Consider the following 3,347-nt stretch of genomic DNA (forward strand, 5'->3'; position numbering starts at 1 on the left):
CACGATCCGGTACAGACCACATACTCATTACAATGCTTTTAGCCCCGACATGGGTAAATACGCGCCGCAGACCAAACACACCTTCTCCTGACTTTATTTCTCCTAAACCGGTATTGCAGGCTGAAAGCACAACCATGTCAGTACCCCAGAGCTTAAGTCCCAGGATTTTCTCTGCGGTAACAATGCCGCTTGATTGTCCCGCGGTCGTAAATGCTCGATTGGCACCGGCTAAAGCTATGCCTGATCTAAGGAGGGGATTTTGAATTCCAACAGGTTTGGATCTATCCGGCAAAGACGGAAAATTATTTGCAGGGAAACCGTTTAACGAAGTGCGGGAAACCTGATCTTCCAGGAAAAAGCCATGTGTGGACAGGTGGAGAAATTTTGGACTATCACATTGCATCAGAACTTCCTCTGTAGCCTGTCTGCCTGTATAAAGGAGCGCACTGTCCTGTCCTAAAAGCTTTTGAATGGCTTTGACTTCCTCTTGGGAACCGGGTAATGGGTCGAAGTGAAATCCGCGCATATCTGAAAATTGAGTAAAAGAAGCAATACTTGAGGTTCCGGGTGCATTTTGAGTTGTTACCTGTTGCCTTTCATTTGAATTTAAATCGTAATCTGGGCCACCGATTATTACTGATTTACCGCTTTTTGATGGTGTTTTTCCAAAGCCTATCATATCCCGTCCCGCTGCAATGTAATTGAACGTATAGTCCTCGATAAGATAACGGCCATCAGGTCCTTGAAAGATTTCAAATGGAATCAGGTTCAGGTTTCCATCAGGGGCGATGAATATTTTTTTCGATAAACCCAGTTGCTTTCGAAGAGGCTCGAATACAAGGGTAAAAAGTTTTTGGGATAATTGCGTGGTTTTAAGTCCGTTAGTTGGATTATCAATAGATTTCTTAAAAGCGGTTATGGTTTTATCTATAATACTTGCCTCCCCGAGGTCTATAATCTTAATATTATCCGGTTCTCCAGCATGAAGCATGAAAGCAATATAGTGTGATGGATACCAAAGGTTTTGCCGATCTTTGGCCTGAAAGTTGAATGTTGGTACATTTGCGAAATCAACCAGCACTGATCCTGACGGCAGGGACCAAGCCACTTTTTTTGAATCAGCCTTATTTTTCATCAGTTCTGTGGCGTAAGCCTGACTGAATTTGCACAACTTGGCCTCTAGTTCATCCTTTTGTTGTTCCAGTTCCGCAATTCTTTCGGTATATTCAGTTGATTCTTTTTTCCCTGGACCGGCAAAGGCAAGTTCTGATATCAGAAATCTGACATGGGAAAGTGCTTGAAAAACCTTTACTTCCTCCAAGTCATCGGTTTTAATTAAAGCCTCCCAGAAACGCTTCTGAGTCTTTAGCGCCAGCCCTTTTCTTTTGAGCCAGATGTTTAGAGCGTCTCTTCTCGCATTGGCACTTTCGACAAGATGTTGGTTTATCAGACTGAGAAAGGTATACAGGTTATAATTTTGATTGTTAAGAAACCCGATCTTTTGTTTTTCTGTAGTAAAACCCATCACCTGATCGATAAGCTTTTCGGATATCCTTTCTGCTTGTATATATAAATCATGTGCTTTCTCAAAGTTGCCCATACCTGCATACATTGTTGCCAGGTTGTTCAGGCCAAGAGTCATTGATGTATGCTCAGAGCCAAAGAATTTTTTATTTATTATAAGTGCTCTTTCGTATAGGGGTTCCGCTTTAGCGTAATCTCCGAGCCTGCAATAAAGAAGTGCCAGGTTATTTAAAGGAATGGATACCTCATGATGCTCAGGGCCAAGTGTTTTTTCTAATATGGCCAACGCTCTCAAGTATAAAGACTCCGCCTTAGCATATTCTCCAAGGGACATATAAAGATTGGCCAGATTATCTAAAGGCGGTACTATATTAGGATGCTCCATACCGTTAATGCTTTCCAATATCGACAGCGATCTTTTGTACATCGGCTCACTTTTAGTATAATCACCCATGCCTTCATAAAAATCTGCCAGATTGTTCAAGCTTACAGCTACATAAAGATTCTCAGGGCCGAGGGATTTTTCAAATATCGCCAGTGACCTTTTGTAGAATTTTTCCGCCCTGGCGTATTCTCCTAAAAATATGTAAAGCCCTGCCAGGTCGTTCAGGCTGTTCGCAACAGCAGGATGTTCAGGTCCAAAAGCCCTCTTGCGTATTTCCAGAGCTCTTTTATACATTGGCTCAACCCTGGCATAATCACCCATGCTGTGATAAAGCCTTGCCAGATCATTCAGGCTTTCGGCAGCTAAGGGATGCTCTGGGCCAAAGGTTGTGTTTCTTATAGCCAAGGATCTCTCAAGCAAGGGTTTTGCTTTGGCATAATCTCCATGAGATGAATAAGTTTTTGCCAGGTTGTTCAGACTTTGAGCAACTAAGGGGTCTTCGGAGCCAAGACATTTCTCGCTGATAGATAATGCATTTTTAAATAACTGCTCTGCTTTGGAGTAATCTCTAAGACACAAGTAAAACGATCCCAATTCGTTCATGCTTTGAGCTACCAGAGGATGCTCATGGCCATAAGCCTCTTTTCTCATGGCAAGAGCCCCCTGGTGTAAAGTTAACACCATATCATTATTTCCAAGGGATAAATATATGCCTGCCAGGTCGTGCATACAATAAGCCGTATCAGGATGCTCGTGGCCGAGAGTTCTTTCCCTTATTGCTATAGCCTTCTGATGCATCGATTCCGCTCTGGTGTGTTTTCCAGAGGTTGCGTAAAATCGTACAAGTTCGTTCATGCTTTGAGCTATCAGGGGATCTGCAGGATCAAGAGTTTCCTTCCTTATGGTAAGTGCCCTTTGGAATAAAGGCTCGGCCTTGTCATAATCTCCAAGGAATGTATAAAGCCCTGCGAGATTTCTCAGAATGATAGCGACCTCAGGATGCTCAGGACCAAATATTTTTTCTTTTATTAACAGAAGCTGTTGAGCTATCGGGATAGCATCGGCAATGCGGCCCTGTTTACATAGCTTCGTTATCTTCCAATAAAGCGTATCTGCTTTTTTCAGTTCATCTTCTTGCGAACACCCCCCAATGCTTAATGCTAAAAAAAGAATAAAATATGTAATATATACCAATTGTGTACGGCGCATTTTACATTCCCGTTTTTAAGTTTAGATTTTGTTTTCCAACTTAGATATTTCGCTTAGATATTTTTCGTTACCGGGATCTAAGCTAAGTGCCTTTCTGCAGTCAGCAATGGCTCGTTGAAGATCCCCTTTTTCAGACCAGGCTATTCCCCGATTGTAGTATGTATCATGTAATCCCGGGTTTATTTCCAACGCCTTCGTGTAGTCAGCAATAGCTCGGTCAAAGTTCCCC

General features: G+C 42.5%; 2 protein-coding genes. Both read right to left on the minus strand.

What is annotated here, in order from left to right; all coding sequences use genetic code 11:
• The coding region (locus tag K8S13_RS13960; RefSeq protein ID WP_291463363.1) for a CHAT domain-containing protein at positions 1-3,118 on the minus strand (3,118 nt) is incomplete at its 3' end.
• A gap of 21 nt (positions 3,119-3,139) precedes the next feature.
• A partial coding sequence (locus K8S13_RS13965) for a tetratricopeptide repeat protein (protein WP_291463364.1) occupies positions 3,140-3,347 on the minus strand: 208 nt, incomplete at its 5' end.

It is taken from the genome of Desulfobacula sp. (assembly GCF_021107415.1).